Origin of the sequence: Olleya sp. AS48, from assembly GCF_038900355.1 — a bacterium.
Taxonomy (GTDB): domain Bacteria; phylum Bacteroidota; class Bacteroidia; order Flavobacteriales; family Flavobacteriaceae; genus Olleya.
On the sequence record NZ_JBBMRD010000001.1, the window covers coordinates 327,895 to 350,669 of the forward strand.

23 protein-coding genes are annotated in these 22,775 nt (G+C 31.7%); 4 read left to right on the forward strand and 19 right to left on the reverse strand.

Annotated features, from left to right (window positions below; all coding sequences use genetic code 11):
• Nucleotides 1-19: 19 nt before the first annotated feature.
• Nucleotides 20-2,803: an excinuclease ABC subunit UvrA gene (gene uvrA, locus WNY60_RS01525; RefSeq protein ID WP_342861272.1), complete on the reverse strand. Its 2,784-nt coding sequence runs from the start codon at nucleotides 2,801-2,803 to the stop codon at nucleotides 20-22.
• Between the two features lie 232 nt (nucleotides 2,804-3,035).
• Between uvrA and WNY60_RS01530 the strand changes: the two genes are divergently transcribed.
• On the forward strand, nucleotides 3,036-3,620 hold the full coding sequence (locus tag WNY60_RS01530; RefSeq protein WP_028282040.1) for a sigma-70 family RNA polymerase sigma factor: 585 nt from the start codon (nucleotides 3,036-3,038) through the stop codon (nucleotides 3,618-3,620).
• Between the two features lie 55 nt (nucleotides 3,621-3,675).
• On the forward strand, nucleotides 3,676-3,831 hold the full coding sequence (locus WNY60_RS01535; protein ID WP_186439184.1) for a hypothetical protein: 156 nt from the start codon (nucleotides 3,676-3,678) through the stop codon (nucleotides 3,829-3,831).
• Nucleotides 3,832-3,853: 22 nt separating this feature from the next.
• Here the strand turns inward: WNY60_RS01535 and WNY60_RS01540 are convergent, their stop codons facing one another.
• Together WNY60_RS01540 and nth are read right to left on the reverse strand one after the other, a co-directional pair.
• A complete protein-coding gene (locus tag WNY60_RS01540; protein WP_342861273.1) occupies nucleotides 3,854-4,399 on the reverse strand; it encodes a hypothetical protein in 546 nt (181 codons plus the stop codon).
• Between the two features lie 42 nt (nucleotides 4,400-4,441).
• A complete protein-coding gene (nth, locus tag WNY60_RS01545) occupies nucleotides 4,442-5,092 on the reverse strand; it encodes an endonuclease III (protein WP_145001800.1) in 651 nt (216 codons plus the stop codon).
• Between the two features lie 35 nt (nucleotides 5,093-5,127).
• Between nth and bcp the strand changes: the two genes are divergently transcribed.
• Nucleotides 5,128-5,583, forward strand: coding sequence for a thioredoxin-dependent thiol peroxidase (gene bcp / locus WNY60_RS01550; RefSeq protein WP_145001799.1), 456 nt, complete (start codon nucleotides 5,128-5,130; stop codon nucleotides 5,581-5,583).
• A gap of 70 nt (nucleotides 5,584-5,653) precedes the next feature.
• Here the strand turns inward: bcp and WNY60_RS01555 are convergent, their stop codons facing one another.
• From WNY60_RS01555 to WNY60_RS01625, 15 genes are all read right to left on the reverse strand, one after another.
• Nucleotides 5,654-6,382, reverse strand: coding sequence for a YebC/PmpR family DNA-binding transcriptional regulator (locus WNY60_RS01555; RefSeq protein ID WP_028282043.1), 729 nt, complete (start codon nucleotides 6,380-6,382; stop codon nucleotides 5,654-5,656).
• Between the two features lie 89 nt (nucleotides 6,383-6,471).
• Nucleotides 6,472-6,765 carry a 4a-hydroxytetrahydrobiopterin dehydratase gene (locus WNY60_RS01560; RefSeq protein WP_028282044.1) on the reverse strand — a complete coding sequence of 98 codons (294 nt, stop codon included), beginning with the start codon at nucleotides 6,763-6,765 and terminating at the stop codon, nucleotides 6,472-6,474.
• 23 nt (nucleotides 6,766-6,788) lie between these two features.
• Nucleotides 6,789-7,619 carry a sugar nucleotide-binding protein gene (locus tag WNY60_RS01565; protein WP_145001798.1) on the reverse strand — a complete coding sequence of 277 codons (831 nt, stop codon included), beginning with the start codon at nucleotides 7,617-7,619 and terminating at the stop codon, nucleotides 6,789-6,791.
• A 15-nt stretch (nucleotides 7,620-7,634) separates the two neighbouring features.
• Nucleotides 7,635-8,549 carry a glutaminase gene (locus tag WNY60_RS01570; RefSeq protein WP_145001797.1) on the reverse strand — a complete coding sequence of 305 codons (915 nt, stop codon included), beginning with the start codon at nucleotides 8,547-8,549 and terminating at the stop codon, nucleotides 7,635-7,637.
• Between the two features lie 9 nt (nucleotides 8,550-8,558).
• Nucleotides 8,559-9,629, reverse strand: a complete 1,071-nt coding sequence (gene gcvT, locus WNY60_RS01575; RefSeq protein ID WP_339807855.1) for a glycine cleavage system aminomethyltransferase GcvT — start codon at nucleotides 9,627-9,629, stop codon at nucleotides 8,559-8,561.
• Between the two features lie 141 nt (nucleotides 9,630-9,770).
• Nucleotides 9,771-10,508, reverse strand: coding sequence for a hypothetical protein (locus WNY60_RS01580; RefSeq protein WP_342861274.1), 738 nt, complete (start codon nucleotides 10,506-10,508; stop codon nucleotides 9,771-9,773).
• 142 nt (nucleotides 10,509-10,650) lie between these two features.
• Nucleotides 10,651-11,244, reverse strand: a complete 594-nt coding sequence (locus WNY60_RS01585) for a type 1 periplasmic binding fold superfamily protein (RefSeq protein ID WP_342861275.1) — start codon at nucleotides 11,242-11,244, stop codon at nucleotides 10,651-10,653.
• Nucleotides 11,245-11,261: 17 nt separating this feature from the next.
• Nucleotides 11,262-13,658 (reverse strand): TonB-dependent receptor, encoded by a 2,397-nt coding sequence (locus WNY60_RS01590; RefSeq protein WP_342861276.1) that lies wholly within the window; start codon nucleotides 13,656-13,658, stop codon nucleotides 11,262-11,264.
• Nucleotides 13,659-13,691: 33 nt separating this feature from the next.
• Nucleotides 13,692-14,021, reverse strand: coding sequence for a hypothetical protein (locus WNY60_RS01595; RefSeq protein ID WP_145001792.1), 330 nt, complete (start codon nucleotides 14,019-14,021; stop codon nucleotides 13,692-13,694).
• Complete coding sequence (locus tag WNY60_RS01600; protein WP_145001791.1) at nucleotides 14,022-14,513, reverse strand: DUF6787 family protein; 492 nt, start codon at nucleotides 14,511-14,513, stop codon at nucleotides 14,022-14,024. It lies immediately after the preceding gene.
• A gap of 36 nt (nucleotides 14,514-14,549) precedes the next feature.
• Complete coding sequence (locus WNY60_RS01605) at nucleotides 14,550-14,981, reverse strand: DUF6146 family protein (RefSeq protein WP_145001790.1); 432 nt, start codon at nucleotides 14,979-14,981, stop codon at nucleotides 14,550-14,552.
• A gap of 101 nt (nucleotides 14,982-15,082) precedes the next feature.
• Nucleotides 15,083-15,721, reverse strand: a complete 639-nt coding sequence (locus WNY60_RS01610; RefSeq protein ID WP_145001789.1) for a DUF937 domain-containing protein — start codon at nucleotides 15,719-15,721, stop codon at nucleotides 15,083-15,085.
• Between the two features lie 122 nt (nucleotides 15,722-15,843).
• Nucleotides 15,844-16,800 carry a D-2-hydroxyacid dehydrogenase gene (locus tag WNY60_RS01615; protein WP_342861278.1) on the reverse strand — a complete coding sequence of 319 codons (957 nt, stop codon included), beginning with the start codon at nucleotides 16,798-16,800 and terminating at the stop codon, nucleotides 15,844-15,846.
• An 11-nt stretch (nucleotides 16,801-16,811) separates the two neighbouring features.
• Nucleotides 16,812-17,873, reverse strand: coding sequence for a 3-phosphoserine/phosphohydroxythreonine transaminase (gene serC / locus WNY60_RS01620; RefSeq protein ID WP_145001787.1), 1,062 nt, complete (start codon nucleotides 17,871-17,873; stop codon nucleotides 16,812-16,814).
• A gap of 107 nt (nucleotides 17,874-17,980) precedes the next feature.
• Nucleotides 17,981-19,042: an acyl-CoA reductase gene (locus tag WNY60_RS01625; protein ID WP_342861279.1), complete on the reverse strand. Its 1,062-nt coding sequence runs from the start codon at nucleotides 19,040-19,042 to the stop codon at nucleotides 17,981-17,983.
• A 78-nt stretch (nucleotides 19,043-19,120) separates the two neighbouring features.
• On the opposite strand from WNY60_RS01625, the gene WNY60_RS01630 reads away from it, so the two are divergent.
• Nucleotides 19,121-19,474 carry a 4Fe-4S dicluster domain-containing protein gene (locus WNY60_RS01630; RefSeq protein ID WP_145001785.1) on the forward strand — a complete coding sequence of 118 codons (354 nt, stop codon included), beginning with the start codon at nucleotides 19,121-19,123 and terminating at the stop codon, nucleotides 19,472-19,474.
• A 355-nt stretch (nucleotides 19,475-19,829) separates the two neighbouring features.
• Here WNY60_RS01630 and WNY60_RS01635 read toward each other — a convergent pair whose 3' ends face one another.
• Complete coding sequence (locus WNY60_RS01635; RefSeq protein WP_342861280.1) at nucleotides 19,830-22,640, reverse strand: TonB-dependent receptor; 2,811 nt, start codon at nucleotides 22,638-22,640, stop codon at nucleotides 19,830-19,832.
• Nucleotides 22,641-22,775: the final 135 nt, after the last annotated feature.

Genomic DNA, 22,775 nt, shown 5'->3' on the forward strand with positions numbered 1-22,775 from the left:
AAATCAAATACTAAAACGGTTATAATTTGTCTTTTAAATACTTAGCAGTCACACTATTTTTAACTTTAATAACGTCTTCTGGAGTTCCAAAAGCAACTAAATGACCACCATTTTCACCACCTTCAGGACCTAAATCTATAATATGATCTGCACATTTAATAAGTTCTAAATTATGCTCCACAACAATAATAGAATGTCCTTTTGCTATTAGCGCATAAAAGGATTTTAATAATTTTTGTATGTCATGAAAATGTAAACCAGTAGTAGGCTCGTCAAAAATAAACAACATTTTTTCTTTAGTAATTCCTTTACCCAAAAAGGTTGCTAACTTTATACGTTGTGCTTCACCACCAGATAGGGTAGAACTGCTTTGTCCTAAGGCAACATAACCTAAACCTACGTCTTGTAAAGGTTGTAATTTGTTTTTAATCTTGGAGACTCCGTTTTTATCAAAAAAGTCAATAGCGTCATCGATAGTTAGATTTAAAATATCATCAATATTTTTATCTGCAAAAGTGACCTCTAAAACTTCTTTTTTAAAACGCTTTCCTTTACAAGTTTCACATTCTAAATGGACATCAGCCATAAATTGCATTTCGATAGTTACTTCACCTTCTCCCTTACAAGTTTCACAACGTCCACCATCCACATTAAAACTAAAGTGTTTAGCAGCGTAATTGCGTATAGTACTAAGTTTTTGTTTAGCATACAACGCTCTAATATCATCATAGGCTTTAACGTATGTCACAGGATTAGATCTAGAGGATCGTCCAATAGGGTTTTGATCAATAAACTCTATATTTTTTATTATAGTATAGTTTCCTTTTAACTCAGTAAACTGTCCTGCTTTATCACTAAAGCCAGTTAAGTGTTTTTGTATGGCAGGAAATAATATTTTTTTAACCAAAGTACTTTTTCCACTTCCAGAAACTCCAGTAATAACCGTTAGCATTTCTAATGGAAAAGACACATCTATGTTTTTTAAATTATTTTCTCTAGCTCCAATAATGTCTATGCTGTACTTGCTAGTTCGACGTGTTTTAGGTACTTCAATTTTTAAAGTTTCGTTTAAGTATTGTGCAGTTAATGATGTTGATTTTAAAATATCAGCATACGTACCAACAGCAACAACTTGACCTCCTAATGTCCCAGCTTCTGGACCAATATCTATTATTTGGTCGGCTTCTTTCATGATGTCTTCATCATGCTCCACCACAATTACTGTATTACCCAAATCGCGAAGTTGTTTTAATACTTGTATTAAACGTTCAGAGTCTTTTGGATGTAATCCAATACTAGGTTCGTCCAAAATATACATGGATCCTACTAAGCTGCTTCCTAAAGAGGTTGCTAAGTTGATACGTTGACTTTCACCACCAGAAAGCGTGTTAGATTTTCGGTTTAAGGTTAAATAATCTAAACCTACATTATGTAAAAAACTTAGTCTATTTTTAATTTCTACTAAAAGACGTTCTGCAATTTTTGCATCATAATCATTTAAAGTGATGGTGTCAAAAAATACTGCTAATTTACTTAGCGGTAATTCTACTAATTCTGTTAAAGTTGCATTACCAACTTTTATATAGTTTGTTTCTGGTCTTAAGCGTTTACCATGACAGACTTTACATTGTGTTTTTCCTCTGTATCGAGAGAGCATTACACGATTTTGAATCTTATATGCTTTGCTTTCTAACTCGGCAAAAAAGCTATTTAAACCTTCAAAATATTGGTTTCCTTCCCAAATTAAAGCTTTATGTTCTGGACTTAATTGAAAATATGGCTTATGTATTGGGAAATCAAATTTATGAGAATTGTTTACCAATTGATCTTTATACCAACTCATGCTGTCACCACGCCAAGGAAAAATAGCGTTTTCATAAACTGAAAGTGCTGTATTTGGTACAACTAAATCATCATCAATACCAATAACATCGCCATAACCTTCACATTTTGGACAAGCACCATAAGGATTGTTAAAACTAAATAAATGCACGTTTGGTTCTAGAAACTGTAAACCATCCAATTCAAATTTATTACTAAAATGACGACTGGTGTTATCTGCAAGAGTTTCGATATAACAATTACCTTTTCCTTCAAAAAAGGCAGTTTGTATGGCGTCTGCTAATCTGTTATAAAAATCCTCATCGTCTTTAGTAACAATTCTGTCTACTACTAAAAACAAATCTTTAATAGACGTTAAGTCCTTAGCATCGTCAATTCTTATTACAGAATCTTTTACTTTTATTCTAGCATACCCTTGTGCATTTAAAGCATTTAATTTGTCTTGTAACTCACGACCTTCCTCCAATACAATAGGAGCTAATAACAGCAGTTTTTGGTTTAAGGCTAAACCTTTTATGTAGTTAATAACGTCTGTAACCGTATCTTTTTTTACTTCTTGACCAGAAATAGGCGAGTAGGTGCGCCCAACTCTGGCAAAAAGCAGTTTTAAATAATCATAAATCTCGGTTGTTGTTCCAACGGTTGATCTTGGATTGGTACTATTTACTTTTTGCTCGATTGCAATAGCTGGAGCAATACCTTTTATATAATCTACTTTAGGTTTATTTAATCGTCCTAAAAATTGTCTAGCATAACTACTTAAACTTTCTACATAACGACGTTGACCTTCTGCATACAAAGTGTCAAAAGCTAAACTTGACTTTCCAGATCCTGATAATCCCGTTATAACAACTAGTTTGCGTCGCGGAATAACAACATCAATGTTTTTAAGATTGTGCAATTTAGCACCTTTTATTATAATGTTTTCTTTTGGATTTACTTCAGAAAGCGGTGTTGTCATAGTCATTTTACGTCTTGACTACAAAGATAACATAACTTAATCATCTAGTAAAAAAGATTATTGTGCAATAAAATGTTAAAACTTTAGATTTTTTTTGCTTTTTCGGAATGATTGTTGTTATATTTGATGCATATCAATGACCTAACTTAATTTTTGCCTATACTACAACATTACTTTTTTTTTTATAAACCCCAAGCCAGAACCTTTTTTTGGTGTCCAAAAAGTAATGATTATGCAAAAAGTAACAATCACAGATGCTATTCTTGTTAGTAACTATATTAAAGGAGACGAGTCTGCTTTAGAAGTATTGATTACTAGACACAAACAACGTATTTATAGTTTTATTTATTCTAAAGTATTTGATAGAGATATTGCTGAAGATATTTTTCAGGATACTTTCATTAAAGTCATTCGTACTTTAAAACGAGGTAAATATAATGAAGAGGGTAAATTTTTACCTTGGGTTATGCGTATTGCACATAATTTGGTTATTGATCATTTTAGAAAAAATAACAGAATGCCAAAATTTGATAATTCTGGTGATTTTGATATCTTTTCTGTTATTAGTGATACGTCTTTAAATGCTGAAAAAGTTATGGTTAAAGAGCAAGTTGAGTCAGATGTAAGACGTTTGATAGACGAGTTGCCAGAAGATCAAAAAGAAGTATTAGTAATGCGTATGTATAATGATATGAGTTTTAAAGAAATATCAGAGCGTACAGGTGTTAGTATTAACACTGCTTTGGGTCGTATGCGCTATGCATTAATTAATATGAGAAAGGTTATTGAAAAGCACAATATAGTATTGACTAATTAAAAGACAATAAAGTGTAATTTTGCTCGTTATTTGTTTATACCTTAAACTAATATACATGGCAAAAATTTACTCTGAACATTCTAATACCCCAAAAAAACACGGTTTTAAACTAAAACCTAAAGATGAAACCATAAGTTTTATCTTAAATTATAGTAAGGCTTTAAGTGTTATAAATTATAAAAATTTGAAGTTTGAAGCACTTCAAAACTAAACTTGGAAACGTCCTGATAGTCTCAGGACGTTTTTTTTAAGAGTAATTGTTGGTAGTTATATGTCGACAAATATTGTTTACGTAAAGCTTCTAAATATTGTATTATAACTTTTTGATCCTTATAATCTTCTTTAAGGCAATTTTTAAAATCATCATCAAAAACGGTTAAAGCAATGTAATATTTGCTAGATTGGCTTGTATACGCCTCAGTTAATAAGGCATCATTTCCGTTTTGATTTCTCTTACCATCTATTACTATAGGAATTAAATTTAATGTTTCAGTATCCCTTGCTATTTCATAAAAAGATAAATAGTAGTCTGTATTATTTATTACAATCTTGACATTACTATCAACATTATTATGGTTTAGCTTAAACTTTGTGTTTATATAATTATAAAATTCGTTTGCGTTTTTAGGATCTTCAAAAATAAACGATTGCCATTTTGGTAATGCTTTATTAAATTTTTTACCTGTTGTAATCTTATAACTTTCAATTTTAGGCGCTATTTTGGTTGGTATACAAGAGGTTAGTAGTACAACAAGAATACATATAATGGTTGATCTCATAAACATTTGTATTTAAAAAAAGTCACAAGCTTTATGCCAATATTACTTTTTTGCATATTCTTTTAGCACAGATGCTCTCCCAATAGTCTTGGTTATAATATCTTTTTCTAAATCCCAACCTCTGGCAGGAGAGTACTCGCGTCCGTACCATATTATTTGAAGATGTAAATCATTCCAGGTATGTTCTGGAAATAAACGTTTGGCATCTTTTTCTGTTTGTTGCACACTTTTACCATTAGTTAAATTCCATCGATACATTAATCTATGTATGTGCGTGTCAACCGGAAATGCAGGAACACCAAAAGCCTGACTCATAACTACGCCTGCAGTTTTGTGACCAACTGCTGGAAAGGTCTCTAAAGCTTCAAAAGACTGTGGTACAACACCATTGTAGTCCTCCACTAGCATTTTTGATAATCCGTATATACCCTTACTTTTCATTGGTGATAAGCCACAAGGTCTGATTATTTCTTTAATTTCTTCCACACTCAACTTAATCATATCGTATGGATTATCTGCTTTTGCAAACAATATAGGTGTGATTTGATTGACTCTAACATCAGTACATTGTGCAGATAATAAAACAGCAACTAATAATGTGTAGGGATCTTTATGATCTAATGGTACAGGGATTTCGGGATATAGCGTATTTAACGTATTTATAACAAAATCTACCTTTTCTTGCTTAGTCATTAATTGTAATTTTGAATGAAACCAAAATTACAACTATGAATACATTAAAACAAGGTGATAAAGTACCAAATTTTACAGTTAATGATCAAGACGGAAACCCTGTGTCATTATCCGATTATAAAGGAAAAAAACTAATTGTTTTCTTTTACCCAAAAGCTAGTACACCTGGTTGCACAGCAGAAGCTTGTAATTTAACCGATAATTATAAAGCCTTACAAGATAAAGGTTATGAGATTTTAGGTGTAAGTGCAGATTCTGAAAAAAGACAGACTAATTTTAAAAACAAATACAGTTTTCCGTTTCCGTTATTAGCAGACGAAGAAAAAGAAGTGATTAATGCTTTTGGTGTTTGGGGTTTAAAAAAGTTTATGGGTAAAGAGTACGATGGTATCCACCGAAAAACTTTTTTAATTGATGAAGATGGAGTAGTAGCTCACGTTATTGATAAGGTTAAAACTAAAGATCATGCAGCTCAAATTTTAGAGTTGTAATAAAATCGATACATAATAAAATTAAAAAAAGCGACCAATTGGTCGCTTTTTTAATACTTATAAGATTAGATTACTCATCATCATTATCCGTTTCTTCCATAGTGTGATATACGTTTTGTACATCATCATCATCATCTAATTTTTCTAATAATTTTTCTACATCAGCAGCCTGTTCTGGTGTTAAAGCTTTAGTAACTTGTGGTATGCGTTCAAATCCAGAAGATAAAATTTCAATTTCACGTCTTTCAAGTTCAGCTTGGATAGCTCCAAAACTTTCAAAAGGTGCGTAAATTAAAATACCATCGTCATCTGCAAATACTTCTTCTGCACCAAAATCTATAAACTCTAGTTCTAATTCTTCAGGGTCTAAACCTTCAGCAGCAACTCTAAAGTTACAAGTATGGTCAAACATAAATACTACAGATCCTGATGTACCTAAACTACCATCACATTTATTAAAATAACTACGCACGTTAGCTACAGTTCTTGTATTATTATCTGTTGCAGTTTCAACTAAAACAGCAATTCCATGAGGTGCATAACCTTCAAAAATTACTTCTTTAAAATCACCTTGACTTTTGTCGCTTGCTTTTTTAATAGCACGCTCAACATTGTCCTTAGGCATGTTTACTGCTTTGGCATTTTGTATAACTGCACGTAAACGTGAGTTACTAGCTGGATCTGGTCCACCTTCTTTTACAGCCATTACAATGTCTTTTCCAATGCGTGTAAAAGCCTTGCTCATTGCAGACCAACGTTTCATTTTACGTGCTTTTCTAAATTCAAAAGCTCTTCCCATGATTATATGTTTTTATAGTTTCGCTGTAGCGAAAACCTAGATTATTTTATTGAATCACAAATTTAAAAAAATATGTGAATAAAGTGGTATTAGTCCTCTTCCTCTTCAACAATATGCTCAATTGCTAAGGCTAATTTAAAATCTTTATCTGTAACTCCACCTGCATCATGTGTTGTTATTGTAATTTTAAGTACATTATATTCGTTAGTCCATTCAGGATGATGGTTTAATGCTTCGCACTCAAAAGCAATTCTGCTCATTGCGCTAAAACAGTCTTTAAAATTTTCAAATTCAAATTCTGCATGGATTGCATTATCATAATGTTCCCATTCTGGTAGTCTAAGTAGACGTTGTTCTATTTCTGTTTGTGTAAGTAGTGCCATATTTTTTATTTAAAAATAATAAATTAAACTTCTAATTCTGTTAAAATTTCTTGACTTAATAACTGTAAATGCTTAGGTAGCTTATTTTCTTTAGAAAGGACTGCTAAATACCTGTCGTCATTGGTTGTGTACACTTGTTTTAAAAGTGGGTTTTTTATGTTTAGCGACGCGATAATTTCTTTAATAAAATCGTCATGATGCACTAAATCTTCACTACCTAAATGGAATATGCCTTTTTTATTTCGGTTTATTAAATAATGAATTTGTTGTGTAACCTTAGTATCTGTGGTGACATTCATTATCAAATTAGGAAATACTTCAAAAGGTATTTTTTCTTTTATATGAAATTTAATCTCATGTATTCTTGGAGATTGCGCTCCAAAGACCATTGGTAGTCTTAAAATTGCATAATATTGTTTTGGCAAACGCAATAGCATGTTCTCTATTTTTATTTTAAAATGACCATACATACTATGACTTAATGTTTTGTCATTTTCATAGCTAGGAAATTTACTATAGGCATCAAAAACATTTGCTGATGATAAAAATATTAATTTACTGTTGTTGGCAATAATGTACTCGGTAATATGTTGGTGAGCAATAATTTGTGCCGAAAAATTACCTCGTATCGCAGAAATTACAATGGTAGGTTTTACGATATCTAGGATTTCAAAAATATCATCTTCTTCAATATTGTATTGAAAGTAATGTTGGTTTTTATTAAAGGCGTAATTGTCTCTGCAATAGGTTCCAAAGGTTCTAAAATAGCCACATAGCTCTTTGTATAGAGCTTGTCCAATAAAACCACTGGCACCTAAAATTAGTATGCGATGTTTGTTATTTATCTCTTTCATTAGTAAGGATAACGTTTAGAAAATAGATAAATTGGTCTGAGTTGTAAATTGTTCTAACGCTTGCATTCCAATTAACGAATTACCTTTAGCGTTTAGACCAGGACACCAAGTAGAAATTATAAAATGGTTTGGTAGTAAGGCAACAATACCACCACCAACACCACTTTTACCAGGTAGTCCAACTTCAAAAGCAAACTCACCAGACTCGTCATAAAAACCACAAGTTAACATGATTGCATTTATACGTTTGGCTTGACTACTTGTAATATGTTGCTTATTATTTATGCATTTACCTTTATTAGCAAATAAATAAAATGCTTTTGCCAGTTGAGAGCAAGTCATCTCTAGAGCACATTGATGGAAGTAAAAATCCATAACATCTTCTACATCGTTATTTAAATTATTAAAAGATTTTAAAAGGTTGGCTGCAGCATAATTGTTATATCCCGTTTTACGTTCTGACTCGGCAACTTTATAATTATAATCAATAGTTTGGTCGTTGGCAATATCACGTACAAATTGTAAAAAATCGGCTTTTGGATTTTTAAATTTAGAGCATAAAATATCTGCAACCACTATGGCACCTGCATTAATTAAAGGGTTTCTAGGTATACCATTTTCTAACTCTAATAAAGACAAATGATTAAAAGGGTTTCCTGACGGTTCTACATCCACACGCTTCCATATATCATTGTTTTCAAAAGCAATTGCTTTAGATAATGATAAAACTTTAGAAATACTTTGTATAGAAAATGGGACTTCTGCATCACCAACCTTAAACGATCGACCGTCCATGTGTTGCATGTAAATGCCAAATTGATTGACATCTTGTTTTGATAACTCTGGTATATATGAAGCAACAACACCCTTAACAACGTTGTCTTTTAGGTTATTATGGATGTTGTTTATTATTGTGTTAAAATCTAACATAAAGTATAATTACACTTTGTAAAACGGAAGTTTTACAACAGTTGCAGGCACTGCATTTTTACGTATTTGTATATTTATTTTACTGTTTACATCTGCAAAAACTGTTGGTACATAGCCTAAACCAATACCTTTATTAAGCATAGGTGACATGGTTCCGGAAGTAACTTCACCAATTTTTTTGCCTTGTCCATCTACAATGTCATAGCCTTGTCTAGGGATTCCTCTTTCGTCTAATTCAAAAGCGACTAACTTACGATCTACACCTTTACGTTTTTGTGCTTCTAAAGCTTCACTATTAGTAAAGGTTTTAGTGAATTTTGTTACCCATCCTAAACCAGCTTCAATAGGTGATGTTGTATCATCAATGTCATTTCCGTAAAGGCAATAACCCATTTCTAAACGTAAAGTATCACGAGCAGCTAAGCCAATTGGTTTTGCACCAGCTTCGGTAACTTTATCCCAGATTTGTTTAACCTCGTCATTTTTACAATAAATTTCAAAACCACCACTACCAGTATATCCAGTTGCAGAAATAATTACATTATCAATTCCAGCAAAATCACCAACTTCAAAATTATAAAACTTAATAGCAGATAAATCACGACTTGATAAAGCTTGCATTTTTGATACAGCATTAGGACCTTGAATAGCTAATAACGAGTAATCCTCTGACAAATCTCGCATGTCAGCACCAACTGTGTTTTTAGAGGTAATCCAATTCCAATCTTTTTCAATATTACTAGCATTAACGACTAGTAAATATTGCTCTTCTTTTAATTTGTAAATAATTAAATCGTCAACAATTCCACCATCATCATTTGGTAAACACGCATATTGTGCTTTACCAATTGTCAATTTAGACGCATCATTACTGCTTACGCTTTGTATTAAATCTAATGCTTTTGGACCAGAAATTAAAAACTCTCCCATATGTGATACGTCAAACACACCACAGTCTTTTCTAACTGCTTCATGTTCTATATTTACACCATCATATTGTACAGGCATGTTGTAACCTGCAAAAGGAACCATTTTTGCGTTTAAGGCTTCGTGAGTTGCTGTTAAAGCTGTATTTTTCATGAAATATATTTTTGTTTTACCGTCAAGCGGAAATTTTTAAAAGTTTGCCTAACAAAAGTATTGAAAATTATTGAGTTGCTTTTAGGTTTAGAAATAATATCAAGTTAAAATTTACTTAGTCTTTTATTAAGATGCAGAATGCTAATCAATTATTTCCATTGTCATTAATCTACCATTAAAAGCAATATCATGTTTTAATATTTTTCTGGTAGTAACATCAATATAGTAAGTGCTAATGGTTTGATTTTTAGAGATGTCGTCTGTTGTTTGCACTTTCCATACTTTAGTTTCTTGACCATTTAAGTTTAATATTGTTAGTTCTGTGTTTTTAATAGTAGCTGTTATAACACCTGTTGAAGTTGTAGGATTATAGTCAAAAATGGCAATACTATTTTGATAACCTTCCGTTAACGGTAAAAACCTAATAAGTTGTGGGTAAAAATTACTGTCAAAATAAGGTTTGAATGTAGCTTCACTGATAGCTGTTTTAGTATCGGTTTTTTTATCTAAATAATAACCAGTAACCTTAGAGTTAAAATGTAATACCATATCACGTTGCTGATTGTATGACGAGTGGTATATAGGTTTAAAGTTTTTAATAGATACAATAGTGGTGTCTACCCACTTAGTTGTGGCTTGGGTCATGTCCACAGTAGTAACGACGTAAAGGTCTTTATTGTCTTTTTTAATTTGAGTATTTACTTTTCCAATAAGTACTTTAACTGTGTCTTGGACAATATACCAGTTCATATTAGATGATTCTGGTTGGACAAGTGATGTATCTGCTGTATTGTTATTGGGACTTAAAGGTTGGTCTTGACTATATACTAAAAAAGAAGACCCAAAGGTTAATAATAGTAAGTAAAATGCTGTTTTCATAATAGTTTAAGTTGTTTTTTAATTAGTGGTTTAAACAAGGCATTTGTTACATTTTTTTTAAATCTATTTAAGTTTAAAACAAAAAACATCCCGTAATTTACGGGATGTTTTTATTAAAAATAGTGGTAAACTTAGTTAACTATTATTGTATTACAACAGGAAATACAGCTTGCACATCAGTTTCTCCACCTGCGTTTGTAATGTCTCCATCGCTAACACCTACAGCAGATTTACTTGGTTCATGACGTAAAGTAATTGTTAGATTTCCATTCATAGCTGTAGCAGCTGTAGTTAAAGTAAACTCTAAACCTAAAGGATTTCCGTTATCATCAAAATCCTCGTAAGTAAAAGTAGCAATGTTATTTGTTACATTATAAAAAAATTGGTGGTCATTACTTTCTTCTTCAATTTCTTCATTTATTTCTTCAGCAGGAGATTCAGTTTCGTTTAACAAAACTAGACTACCATTATATACTGTGTTGGCCAATAAGTCTGATGATACTGTTATTACTGGAGCATTTGGTCCATCACCATCTAAATCACGTGTTTGCATTGTTACAGTTGTACCTCCACCAACAGGTATAAGTGTAGCAGTTAAGGTTGTAATTACTTCCTCTTCATTAACAGGTTCTGGGTTGTTTGTATTGTCATCGTCGCTTGAACACGCTGTAAATGCTATTGAAATTAATAATAATAGCGATAATTGTTTAATTGTTTTTAGTGTTAAATTTTTCATTGTTAATGTTTTAAATGTTAATAGTTTAATTTTAATTGTAACATTATATTCCTTCCTACATCATCAGCAAAATAACGTAATCTATTAAGGTTTTCTCGGTAATTTGTATTAAAAATATTTGTAATATTTAGCCCAATATTTAAGTCTGTAGACTTGGACATTTCCAATGTAATATTACTTTGTAAATGCAACAAATGGTAGGCTGGAGGTGTAGTACTTACATCTACCAATTCCATTTGTTCTGTAGTTGGTATAAATACTTCAAAATTATTATTTGGGTAATCATTTTGTGTAAAAACCCACTCACTTTGTAATTCGGTTTTAAGATCTAACCATTTTGGGTTAGAATACCCTATGATGTTAACAGTTTTAAACGAAGGCATATCAATTAACGCTTCATTTTGGCTAACATCCTTTCCTTTTGTGATTGAGGATTTATTATTTAAAAACCAATGGTCATTAAAGCTATAATTAGCAGTAAGATCTAATCCATATAAAGCAGCATTTGTTTGATTGTAACTCCAAACTGGGAAGGCACCACGAATGGTTTGTTCTGTTCCAGTAGGCTCTATAAAAATGTAATCTTTTATATAATTATAAAAAGCCTCAATGTTTAATGATAAATTGTTTTTTTGAAAATTATAGCTACCAGAAATACGATTTGATGTTTCTTGTTTTAAACGTAAATCTCCTAATTCAATTCTAGCTGCCGAGTGATGTAAGCCATCACTAAATAACTCGGATGGGTTAGGAGCACGATTAGATAATCCATAATTAAATATAAAACTATTATATTCATTTAATTGATAAGCAATACCTGCTGATGCTGAAACATTGTGGTAATTAAAAACTGGATTAGTCAGTAATTGTGTACCTAAATCGTCAATCACAATATTTCCAAAATCCGAATCATAGTTACGCTCATTCCAACGACTAGTTAAGTAGTATTTTTTAGCATCAATTTGATTAAAATCATAACGTAAACCAAAATCCATAGATAGGTCATTATTTAATTTTAATTCGGTAACAATAAATGCTCCTACATCATACTTGTCATAATCCGGAATTAGGCGTCTAACACCTGTGTTTGCTGCAAAATTATTTTGATATCCTGCATTTACTCCAAAATTATAAGAAATATTGTTTTTAGAATCCAACGTCACGCTAGTTTTTAAAGTATGTGTTTTTAGAGTTAAATCTATAGCAGGTTTATCTCTATCATCACCAACACGTATATCATACTCAAAACGATGATTGTTTTGGTAATCATACTGTATGTCTACGCGTCCAAATTTTTTAAAACGTTTATAGAATTCAGTTTTAAAAACATGATGGGTAACGTCCTGTTTAGGCGCGTTAATATCATAACTAAAATCTTCAATTACTAATGGTTGCGGATTGTTAATCGCATTTACTAAATCTTCAATATTACCTATATGCGCTGCTCTTAAAATGGCTATTTCATTATCTAAATAACTATAATATACATTAAAGCCTTTTTCAAAAGTTTTAAAACCACCATTAACAGAAAAACCTTTGGTGTTTAAGCCAGTATTGGTTAAACTATAATCTGGTGCTTCCATATCGCCTGAACGTTTTAAAGAAGCCTGTGCACCTAAATACCAACCTTTTTTGTATGTTTTTGTTAATGAGGTATTTAAATTATAGCCTCTACCATTGGTGTTACCACTTACTATTGTTTTACCGTAAAGTGAATCTTTTAAACTGATGTTAGAAGGTTTTAAAACGATTACGCCTCCAATTGCATCACCACCATATGCTAGTGCATTGGCACCTTTAATCACATTGATACTACCAGCAGTATTTAAATCTATATTTGGTGCATGTTCAATTCCCCATTCTTGATCCTGAAGCCTTACACCATTAGTCATTACAATAATTCGGCTGCTATGTAAACCATTAATTACAGGTTTAACAATACTATTACCAGTATTTATGGAAGATACACCACTAATCTGTTTTAAAGCATCACCTAAATTAAGTGAACTAAAACGATCAATAACATCGGATTTTAAATGAGTTTCTTGTGCAGTTTTAGTCAGTTTAATGCCAGAAGCACCAGTAACTTTAACCTCATTTAGCTCTTCTATATGATGCTCTAGGTTAATTTCGATAAAGGTATCGTTAATAATGTTAACGTCCACGGTTTTGGTTTCGCATGCAAGATGGCTAACCTCCACAACTATTAGAGCATTACATAGATTATCTATATTAAAACGCCCATTAATATCCGTAGTGGTATACTTATTAAGGCTTTTAATAAAAATGGTAGCATTTACTATTGGTGTACCATCATGAAAATCATGCACTTCTCCTGAAAAAGTAGCATTGCAATCTTGACTTTGTGCCCAACTGAATACACAGCAGCACAAAACCATTAAATAATATTTCATTGTAAAAAAATTTAGTTTAAATAATTACTTATGTTAAACTAAAAAAGGAGGTCCTCGAAGCGAGTACGATAATTGCTGATGATTATACTTAAAGTTATATAATGTATTGTTTATTTTCAAGAAATTATCTTCTATATTTAATAAAGAAATTTCAAAAAAAGTATAGTATTGGGTGTTAAGTTTAAACTTGTAAAATTCACACTCTACATCAGTCTCATGCATGTGAGATGTTATATTGTCTGAACACACTTCATGCTTATGGTTTTCAAAAACATGTGTAAACTTTACAGCAGAAGGTAGCATTACAGCAAGTAGTAAAACTATTGCTATATATTTAAATGCTATGTGCTGTTGTTGTTTCAATTAATCTACGAATTTACCTAAACCAAAACGTCTTATCATCTTTTTTTCAAATTCCCAAAAGAATTTGTGCTGCCCTGACAGCCACCCAAAAAAGACTAACATTATTTGATAGAAAATTAGCCCAATGATAATATATAAAATCCAATAGACCACAATATTTAAGTTTTCTTTAGTAATTCCTAACCAATATATTATTGGTCTTCCTACAAATAAAGAAGAACTACCAGTAACCGCAAATACTATAAATATGCGTATCATTTCCCATTTATAAGTGACTTCCCACTTGTTTTCTAGTTTTTTAAACAGAAATAATACAAACTTCAATAATACTGAAGTGGTTATTATAGTAGAAGTAATAACTAAGAATATGTTGTTGTCAATCATTTTATTAGCAAGCTTATAGCTAGAATATGCTAGTGCTAAAAATCCTAATACAGGAAATAATAGTTGCCAATTTTGTTGGATTTCCCAACGTTTTTTAAATTTTTCCATTGCAATTTTTATCGTTGCAAAGATATAGAAAAGGCTTTAATTAGGAGGAATACGACCACCTAAAAGATTTTGTTTATATCTGTTTTGAAAATAAACAAAATAATTATACAACTTATAATTTACGTCATAACCATAATCTATGTTAGATTGGTAGTCAATTTGGAGTTCGTATAAGTTTGGGTTGTAGCGTTGTGGCTGTAATGCACGATTATTCCAGGCTGAGACATACATTACATTTTTGTTTTCTAGATATTGTTGTGTATAATAGCCTTCCGGTTTAGCTACAGTTTGTAGCCAAGTATTAAAACCTGGCTCTATAATAATAATATCATATTCTGTTTTGTCACTTGATATGGTAATAGTATCACCAGGTTGAGCCAATGATAAATCTTTGGAACTAGCAACTTTATTGGTATTACAGCTAAAAGCTATCATTAATAATATTGCAAATAAAAGTATGTTTTTCATGCGCTTCTTTTTCTTAAAAATACAAAAAAATAAGTTGATGTAAGTCACAAAAAAAAAGCCAAACATAGGTTTGGCTTTATATAAATTATAAAATGAAAAGTTTATTTTCCAAAAAGACCACCTAATAAACCAGATAATCCTCCTTTTTTACTAGATCCACCACCAAGTACCATTCCTGCTACATCATCGATAATGCTACCATCACCATCTGCATCTAATATTTTTTCTAGAAAGCTTTGTTCGTTCTTAGTTTCGTTTCCACCAAGTAAACCACCAAGTAAACCACCTAAGTCATTTGTAGAGCTTACGTTGTTTTGACTTGCTTGTTTTCCTAAAACACCCATTAAAATTGGAGCTGCTACTTTTAATATGTTTGCAACTGATCCAGAATCTAAGCCAGATTTTTGTCCTATTACTTGTTGTACACCATCTCTTTTAGCACCTAATACATGACCTAAAATTTTGTCACCATCATTAACAACTTCTTCATTTACTCCACCTCCAAAAAGGTCTCCTAAATTATCTAATATGCTACCATTGTGCTTTCCTTTAATTGCTCCTAAAAGTCCTTCTGCACCTTCTGGTGTTGAAGCGTTACGTTCCATTGCTTTCATTAACACTGGTAAAGCCATTGTTAAAACGCTTCCTGTTCTGTCTTGGTCTGTTCCTGTTGATCCAGATACACCACTGATAATTGTTTTTCCTAAATCTGAGTTTAATAGGTCTAAAATTCCTGCCATTTTATATAAAAATTAATAGTTAATACGATTTGATAGTTGAAAAGTACAAAAAAAAGCCACATTTTAACAATGTGGCTTTTTATAAATTTCGTTTTAAATAAGTATACGTTAAAACGTATTATTTATCCGTTTAAAAGTATATTCTTGATTTGAGTTGCTAACTCTATACCAATTCTATCTTGTGCTTCATTAGTTGCAGCTCCAATGTGTGGCGTTAAAGAAATTCTACCATTCATTAATAATTGTACTGCAGGAGTAGGTTCGTTTTGAAACGTATCCAAACCTGCAAATGCTAGTTTTCCGCTTTCAAGCGCACTTACTAAATCTACTTCATTAACAACACCACCTCTTGCAGCATTAATTATAGCAGATCCATCTTTCATGACATCAAACTCAGGTTTAGCTATAACGTAGTCTTTTTGTGCTGGTACGTGAAGTGTAACAAAGTCTGATTGTTTTAAAACATCCTCCATTGTTTCAGTTTTAATATTAAATGTTACTGATTGTCCATCAAAAAAGTCAACACTAACATATGCAGCTTCTATAAATTTATCTGCAGCAATAACTTTCATTCCAACACCTAAACCAATTTTTGCAACTTCTTGACCAATACGACCAAATCCAATTACACCAAGCGTTTTTCCTCTTAACTCAACTCCTTTAGCGTAGTTTTTCTTTAATTTTTTAAATTGCGTGTCACCATCTAAAGGCATGTTTCTGTTAGCGTCGTGTAAAAATCTTACTCCACCATATAGGTGAGCAAAAACTAACTCGGCAACAGATTGCGATGATGCTGCTGGAGTATTTATAACGTGTAAGCCTTTTTGTTTGGCATAGTCAACGTCTATGTTATCCATTCCGACACCACCACGTCCAATAATTTTAAGATTAGGACAAGCGTCGATTAAATCTTTTCTTGCAGTTGTAGCGCTTCTTACTAGTAAAACACTAATGGCTTTATCGTTTATGTAGTTAATTAACTGCTCTTGGGCTACTGTTGTTGTGTTAACTTCAAAACCTGCAGCTTCTAAAGCGTCAATTCCGCTTTGTGAAATTCCGTCGTTTGCTAATATTTTCATTTTCAATAATTTTATGCTTTACTTTCTAATTCACTCATTACTTCAACAAGTACTTTAACGCTATCTAAAGATAAGGCGTTATACATGCTTGCTCTGTAACCTCCAACGCTTCTATGTCCATTTAGTCCACTAACGCCAGCTTCTTTCCACATGGTGTCAAAAGTTTCTTTTAAATCTTCATTAACTAATGTAAAGGTAGCGTTCATGTCTGATCTGTCTTCTTTAGCTGCAAAACCTTTAAATAATGGGTTTAAATCAATTTCAGAATACATTAATCTTGCTTTTTTGTCATTTTCTTTTTCGATAGCTTTAATACCACCTAAATCCTTTAACCATTGTAATGTTAACATAGAAGTATAGACTGCAAATACAGGAGGTGTATTAAACATACTGCTTTTGTCTATATGTACTTTATAGTCTAACATTGATGGTATTTTACGCGATACTTTTCCTAAAATATCTTCTTTAACAACAATTAGGGTTGTACCAGCTGGTCCCATGTTTTTTTGAGCTCCTGCGTAAATTAAGTCAAATTGAGAAAAGTCTAATGAGCGTGAAAAAATATCGCTACTCATATCACATACTAATGGGATTGGTGATTTAGGAAAACTTTTCATTTGTGTTCCAAAAATAGTGTTGTTGGATGTACAATGAAAATAATCATGATCTTCTGGAATATCAAAACCTTTTGGAATATAATTATAGTTAGCGTCTTTAGAGGATGCTACTTCTACAATATCTGCGTAAATTTTAGCTTCTTTAATAGCCTTGTCTGCCCAAGTTCCTGTGTTTAAATAGGAAGCTTTTTTTTCTAATAAATTTTGAGCGACCATTAAAAATTGCATGCTTGCTCCACCTTGTAAAAATAAGGCTTTGTAGCCTTTACCTTCTAGGCCTAATAACTCTAATGCTAAAGCTCTAGCTTGTTCCATCACATCAACAAAGGACTTACTTCTATGCGAGACTTCGATTAGGGATAATCCGTTATCAAAATCTAATAAAGCTTGTGATGCTTTTTGTAATACTTCTTGAGGTAATACGCATGGTCCTGCGCTAAAATTATGTTTTTGCATGGTTACAAATTTAGTTTTCTGGTTATACAGAAATTATCTTATTTTATCAATTAACAAAGGTGCTAATTATTGATTTAAATTAAGTTAAGAATTTAATAATTTATCCTTTAGATTTTTAATAAAAATGCAATTGTGTCAACATCGTCTGCGTAATCTGAAAGTTCTGGTTGTTGTGTTTTTCCAAACGAAACTTCTGAATCATCAAAATTATTAGCGACAATACATTGTATTAAATCTTTATCAAGTTGTAATTTTTGTTTTAAAGTTTCGATAGAATCATAATACTCATAAAACACAGTAGCTATTGGTGATGCGTAGCTTTGGTCTTCTTTAATCATTAAAAAACCATTTTCTAGCATATCAAATTCACTCATTATATATACTGCTTTATTATAGTCGTAATTGTTAGCGTATTTGGCTTCGTTAATAATCGGATTCCATTTATACATGGCATTAAAAAAAGCATCAAAATTATAATCTCTAGGTATAAACATTTTAGAAACATTTCTGCAACCTAAACCATAGTATCTAAAAATATCATCAGATAAGGCGTCTAACTGTTCTGGTGTTTCAGATCCTGTTAATATTGCAGCCGAGTTTCGGCTTTTTCTAATTATTGAAGGTTTATTCTTAAAATAAAACTCAAAATAGCGTGCTGTGTTATTGCTTCCTGTAGCAATTACTGCGTCAAAGTTTTGTAATTTATCTTCTGTAAAGGTTATTTTTCCTTTTAAATCTGGAGTTATATGTTCTAAATATTTGGCTAAATAGGGTAGAAGGTGTTTGTCGTTAGAAGATTGTTTTACTAATACGGAATGTCCAGTTAGTAAAACACACAAAAAATCATGAAAACCTACTAACGGAATATTACCAGCCATAATTATGGCAACGGTTTTAGGATTGGTAGTCGTTAAATCGTACTTTTTTAACCAATTTTGAAGCGTTGCTTTAGTTAATTGCTCACTCCAACCTTTTAAAGCATATTGAATATTTTGTTGTGTAAACCAACCGTTATGTTCTTTTGCTAACTTGATTTGATGTTTAAAACCATCAAAAAACAATTGATTATGTAATATGTTTTCTTTTTTCTCAGGACTTTCTGTAGTAAATTGACTAATAAAATGGCCTAATTGTACAAATGCTTCCGTTATGTGATCTTTGTTACTCATTATTATTTGTATAACACCTTTTTTGGCTTTATTTTTGCACCACAAAGTTAAGTAAACAAAAAAGATTAAAAATACGCTATGGCAATTATTATAACAGACGAATGTATTAACTGTGGAGCTTGTGAACCAGAATGCCCAAATACAGCAATTTATGAAGGTGCTGATGATTGGAGATATAAGGATGGAACAAGTCTTAACGGTAAGTTAGTGTTAACGGATGGTAAAGAAGTTGATGCAGATGAAGCACAAGAGCCTATTAGTGATGAGATTTATTACATTGTACCTGATAAGTGTACAGAATGTGTAGGTTTTCATGAAGAGCCACAATGTGCAGCAGTTTGCCCAGTAGACTGTTGTGTACCTGATGATGATCATGTAGAGAGTAAAGACACTTTATTAGGAAAACAAAAATTTATGCATCCTGATGGATAATATCTGTTAGAAACATAAACTTGATATAAACTAAATTAAACCTAAGCACTGTCTTAGGTTTTTTTTATGCTATTTTTTGAGCCACTACAGCTTAACAATCAACATATAAGCAGGCTTGTCAATACACTCTTATACCTTAAAATTATTAAGGTATAGCAGAAGTTTCCACTCATTTTTATAATTAATAAATATTCAATACATAGCATCATAAATCTTCTCAAATCCAATTAAGTATAAACTATGCATAATTTATTTAGTGTGTTAATTAACTTATTAATGGAATAATACTAATTAAAGATAAAAAAAAATACTGCTCGAGAAGAGCAGCATTTTTGTGATAAAACTATTTTAAATATTAAAATTTATAGTTTAAAGATAAATTAAACATTGTCCCTAGTTGACTAAAATGGTAACCATCATAAGTCATTTGAGAGTAACGTTGGTTAAATGTTATTAAATCTGATTGATTTTGAATCTCAGTTTGACCAGTAGAGGTTATTGATGTATCGTTAATTATAGCTTCACCAGCAGCATTTTCAGCTTTGAAGCTCCACTCTGGAAGTACATTTAAAATGTTATTAATGTTTAAGGCAATAGTTAATTTGTCAGAAGCGCTGTAATTGATACCTAGGTCTGTTACAATTTTAGGTGTAAACTCAGTACGTAAATTATTATCTAATCCTTGTTGTTTAAATGTTGTTTTTCCAAAATAGGTGTTGTTTAACGAAAGTCCAAATTTGTTAATTTCATAGTTAGCACCAAGGATCCATTTAGTTTCTGGTCTAGAAGTAAAAAATAAAGCTTCTTGAGTTGCGTTTACTACAGATTGACCAGCTTGTGCCACTAAAGGTATGTCTTTAACGTCACCATCTCTTTCGTTTTGGAAAGTGTAGTTTCCTGATAAATTTAAATCCAAGTCTCCATTACCAATTTCAATATTTTTTTTGCTTAATACTACATCAATTCCAGATGTTCTTGTGTCAATTGCGTTAGAGAAAAAGCTTATATCTGATAAGTTGTTATCCCTTAAAATATCGTCTAAAGGTGTTGTACCAATATTATTACCATTAACGTCAAAAGCTGTACCAGTAATTTCTGCACCTAATACAATTCTGTCTTTTACAGAAATATTATAGTAATCTAAAGTAAAGCTAAAATTGTTTTCAAGTTTACCACCAAATCCAATTGTAAAGTTGTTAGATGTTTCTGCGTCTAAATTAGGGATTTCTAATAAAGTTGCTTGAGTGGAAACATTATTAGCTAATCCACCTACAACAATTGCTCCACCTGGTTGGAAAGAGTATTGCGATTTTTGTGTATAAATTTGGTGTAATGTAGGCGCTCTAAACCCAGAAGAAACTGAAGCTCTTGCTGTAAATTGATCGTTTAACTTTAATCTAGAACTAAGTTTGTAAACAAAGGTGTTTCCAAAATCTGAATAATTTTCTGTTCTAATTGTACCACTTAAAAGAAAAGCGTCGCTTACGTCATAATCAATTGAAAAGTAACCACCAAAATTGTATCTATTAAATTTACCTGAGTTTTGAGGAGTATTTCCGGCAAAAGAATCTGCTCCACCACCTTCGTAAGATGCAGCACCACCTTCGATTACTTCAAAAGTTTCGTTTCTAAACTCTGTACCAAATCCAATACTTACTTTATCGGATAATACTCTAGAGATGTCAATGTTACCAACGTTATGTGTAAATCTAGTTCCTCCTGGATCAAAAGATTGTGGACTATTAGCTCTGTATAATTCTACAGCTTCAAACTCTCCTGTTTCAGGATTGTAATTTGCTGTATAAACTTCATTTCCGTTATGAGATTGATTAACTTTATAAGTTTGCGTATTTCCTCCTGTAGTATAACTTAAATCAACGTTCCAATCGTTTATTTTAGTTCTTACTCCAACGGTACCATTGTAATCGTTTAATAAACCTTCAAAGGTTGGTACATATCCATCGTATCCATTAGTTGTATTTGGATTATTTCCAGGAAAAAAATCTGCTAAATAAGCATTGTCATCGTTTAAAGCCCTCCAATATGGTGTTCTGTAATTAGCAAAGCTATTTACTTTTTTATAAACGTAAGCTGCGTTAAAATAAAGCTCTGTGTTTTCAGCTATATCTAACCCACTATTAATTAAGAATTTTGAAGCTGCATTTTCAGGAGAACCATTAATATTTCCTGCATCTGGACGACGAGATAAAAATTCTTGAACAAATCCTAAATCAGCATCAAATCCTAAATCAGCATCTGCTTCTGCTACAGCATTTACTGTTCCTGGTCTATTTGCTAAATTAGTTTTAGAAAAATCTATAGTGTAATTAATAAAACCTTTATCACCTCCAATTGTAGAACCATTATTTACAGCAATTCCAATCATTTCTCCATCACCTTCACTAGTAATACCACTTCTTAAAGTTGCGGATCCAAAATTAGCATTGTCTTTTAGTATAATATTCATTACACCAGCAATAGCATCAGAACCATATTGAGCAGACGCACCATCTCGTAAAATTTCTACACGTTTAATCGCGTCTGTAGGTATGGCAGAAATATCTGCACCAGTTTCTCCACGACCAGGAGACGTTTGTGTGTATAATAAAGCACTTAAATTTTTACGCTTTCCGTTAATTAGTATTAAGGTTCTACTAGGACCCATGTTTCTTATTTCATAAGGATCTAATAAAGAAGTCGCATCATTAACAGGTGTTTGTACTGTGTTAAAGGAAGGTATTCTGTACTGTAGTGCTTTGTCAAAGGTAGCTTGACCAGTGGATGTTAGCTCTTTAGTGCCAACTACGTCAATAGGCAATGCGCTGTCTACATTACTTCTGGGAGCTGTTCTAGAACCAACCAATACAACTTCGTCTAATGCTTCACCACTTGATAATGTAACATTAACTGTAGACTGACCGTTTACGGATACTTCTTTACTTTCATAACCAACGTAACTAAATACTAAAGTAGCATTGCTTGACACGTTTAATGAGTAATTACCATCAAAATCCGTTGTTGTTCCATTAGAGGTTCCTTTTTCTACAACATTAACTGTAGGTATGCCAAAACCATCGTCACCTTTAACGGTACCAGTTACATTGGTTTGTGCACTTGCAAATCCTACAGTGAGCAGAAGTAAAAACAATAATTTAAGTTTTTTCATATTTAAAGATTTTAAGTTGATTAGACGCTAAATTATGTTAAAATTTTAACAAAACTGTGCTGTTTTATTAAAAAATTGATAAAATTTGTATGAATTCATCAGTATTTTTGTTAAATATTAGGCATTATTATTAGG

What these genes read in the sequence shown, in the direction of transcription:
- WNY60_RS01535 (WP_186439184.1), top strand. Translation starts at nt 3,676, where the DNA reads ATGGCAAAAATTTACTCTGAACATTCTAATACCCCAAAAAAACACGGT.
- WNY60_RS01590 (WP_342861276.1), bottom strand. Translation starts at nt 13,658, where the DNA reads ATGAAATATTATTTAATGGTTTTGTGCTGCTGTGTATTCAGTTGGGCA.
- WNY60_RS01565 (WP_145001798.1), bottom strand. Translation starts at nt 7,619, where the DNA reads ATGAAAGAGATAAATAACAAACATCGCATACTAATTTTAGGTGCCAGT.
- WNY60_RS01555 (WP_028282043.1), bottom strand. Translation starts at nt 6,382, where the DNA reads ATGGGAAGAGCTTTTGAATTTAGAAAAGCACGTAAAATGAAACGTTGG.
- WNY60_RS01635 (WP_342861280.1), bottom strand. Translation starts at nt 22,640, where the DNA reads ATGAAAAAACTTAAATTATTGTTTTTACTTCTGCTCACTGTAGGATTT.
- WNY60_RS01600 (WP_145001791.1), bottom strand. Translation starts at nt 14,513, where the DNA reads ATGGAAAAATTTAAAAAACGTTGGGAAATCCAACAAAATTGGCAACTA.
- WNY60_RS01625 (WP_342861279.1), bottom strand. Translation starts at nt 19,042, where the DNA reads ATGAGTAACAAAGATCACATAACGGAAGCATTTGTACAATTAGGCCAT.
- WNY60_RS01540 (WP_342861273.1), bottom strand. Translation starts at nt 4,399, where the DNA reads ATGAGATCAACCATTATATGTATTCTTGTTGTACTACTAACCTCTTGT.
- WNY60_RS01570 (WP_145001797.1), bottom strand. Translation starts at nt 8,549, where the DNA reads ATGTTAGATTTTAACACAATAATAAACAACATCCATAATAACCTAAAA.
- WNY60_RS01630 (WP_145001785.1), top strand. Translation starts at nt 19,121, where the DNA reads ATGGCAATTATTATAACAGACGAATGTATTAACTGTGGAGCTTGTGAA.
- WNY60_RS01580 (WP_342861274.1), bottom strand. Translation starts at nt 10,508, where the DNA reads ATGAAAACAGCATTTTACTTACTATTATTAACCTTTGGGTCTTCTTTT.
- WNY60_RS01585 (WP_342861275.1), bottom strand. Translation starts at nt 11,244, where the DNA reads ATGAAAAATTTAACACTAAAAACAATTAAACAATTATCGCTATTATTA.
- nth (WP_145001800.1), bottom strand. Translation starts at nt 5,092, where the DNA reads ATGACTAAGCAAGAAAAGGTAGATTTTGTTATAAATACGTTAAATACG.
- WNY60_RS01605 (WP_145001790.1), bottom strand. Translation starts at nt 14,981, where the DNA reads ATGAAAAACATACTTTTATTTGCAATATTATTAATGATAGCTTTTAGC.
- bcp (WP_145001799.1), top strand. Translation starts at nt 5,128, where the DNA reads ATGAATACATTAAAACAAGGTGATAAAGTACCAAATTTTACAGTTAAT.
- WNY60_RS01530 (WP_028282040.1), top strand. Translation starts at nt 3,036, where the DNA reads ATGCAAAAAGTAACAATCACAGATGCTATTCTTGTTAGTAACTATATT.
- WNY60_RS01560 (WP_028282044.1), bottom strand. Translation starts at nt 6,765, where the DNA reads ATGGCACTACTTACACAAACAGAAATAGAACAACGTCTACTTAGACTA.
- WNY60_RS01610 (WP_145001789.1), bottom strand. Translation starts at nt 15,721, where the DNA reads ATGGCAGGAATTTTAGACCTATTAAACTCAGATTTAGGAAAAACAATT.
- uvrA (WP_342861272.1), bottom strand. Translation starts at nt 2,803, where the DNA reads ATGACAACACCGCTTTCTGAAGTAAATCCAAAAGAAAACATTATAATA.
- gcvT (WP_339807855.1), bottom strand. Translation starts at nt 9,629, where the DNA reads ATGAAAAATACAGCTTTAACAGCAACTCACGAAGCCTTAAACGCAAAA.
- WNY60_RS01615 (WP_342861278.1), bottom strand. Translation starts at nt 16,800, where the DNA reads ATGAAAATATTAGCAAACGACGGAATTTCACAAAGCGGAATTGACGCT.
- serC (WP_145001787.1), bottom strand. Translation starts at nt 17,873, where the DNA reads ATGCAAAAACATAATTTTAGCGCAGGACCATGCGTATTACCTCAAGAA.